This window comes from Paenibacillus sp. J14 (assembly GCF_000518465.1).
In the GTDB taxonomy this organism is placed as follows: Bacteria; Bacillota; Bacilli; order Paenibacillales; family Paenibacillaceae; genus Fontibacillus; species Fontibacillus barengoltzii.
In genome coordinates this window covers 1-1,184 of record NZ_JADQ01000113.1, presented here as the reverse complement: position 1 = coordinate 1,184, position 1,184 = coordinate 1, and the positions used below count along the sequence as shown (strand labels likewise).

General features: G+C 49.2%; 1 protein-coding gene. It reads left to right on the top strand.

Annotated elements, in window-relative coordinates; all coding sequences use genetic code 11:
- On the top strand, positions 1 to 1,050 hold a 1,050-nt coding region (locus M891_RS0122160), incomplete at its 5' end, for a transposase (RefSeq protein WP_028540303.1).
- Positions 1,051 to 1,184: the final 134 nt, after the last annotated feature.

Here is a 1,184-nt window from a genome sequence, read left to right as displayed (position 1 = left end):
GGATACTGCAGACAAGGTATTCTACGAGCACTCTTGGCTGCGCCGCTTGAAGGAATAAGTACCTTTTCAGGGTTGCATAAGCGTTTGGATACGGATCTCCGGTTTCGTTATCAGTGTGGTCTTCCGCTGGATCGAGAAGCTCCTTCCATATCCACATTAAGCCGAGTTTTCTCAGAACTGACGAGAAAGGACTTGGCAAAACGGCTTTTTGAGGATTTGGTCACACGCTGTCAGCAGGAAGGTATCATAGAAGGCAGTAACGTCGCCATAGACAGCGCCGCTCTCCGCGCTTACGAGAAAAAGCAGCCCAAACGCAAAAGCGAGCAAACGGGTAATGCGAACTGGGGCGCAAAAATTGATTCCTTCGGCAATAAAATCACATGGTTTGGTTACAAAATTCATCTGGCGGTCGATACGAAAAGTGAATTGCCGATCGCCTTGGAAGTAACGCCGGCGCATGTCAATGATGGAGAAATGGCGCCGGGCCTGATCGAGAAAACAGCGTCCAGGACGAGCACACGATTTTTCATACTCGATGCGGGCTACGACCAAATGAAAGTTTATGAGGCCGCCCGCAACGTCAAGGCACAAGCCATCATTCCCCTTAATCTTCGGGGGGAGAAGGAACCGCCTGCTGGCATGACCTCGAACGGAACACCGTGCTGTTCCATGGGTTATGCGATGACATACTGGGGAGTTGACGGCGATATGCATAAATTTCGCTGCCCGCATGCCACGGGTAAAGTCGACTGTCCGCTTGGCATGGCTGCCTGCTCGTCTTCAAACTATGGAATGGTCGTCAAAGTAAATGCGAAGGATGATCTCCGGCGATACAGCATCCCTCATCGGGATACAAAGCGTTGGAAGGAACTTTACAATGAACGAACCAGCGTAGAACGCTGCAACTCCCGATTGAAAACCTATTTGACGGCAGACGCCGCACATGTCCGGGGCATTCAGAAAGTCACAACTCACCAGTATTTGAATGCCATTGTTCTGCTTGCATCTGCGCTCGCCGTTTCTCATCATTCAAAACGGGCTGCCGCTTAAAAAACGAGCTGTTCTAAAATTCTGCAAGTCTGCCCTTTTCTTCATCCATATAATACCATTTTCGAAAATTACCCCTTAACGACAGTGAATATGCTATCGCTTCTTCTCTGAAACGGAATTATGCAAAACACTCA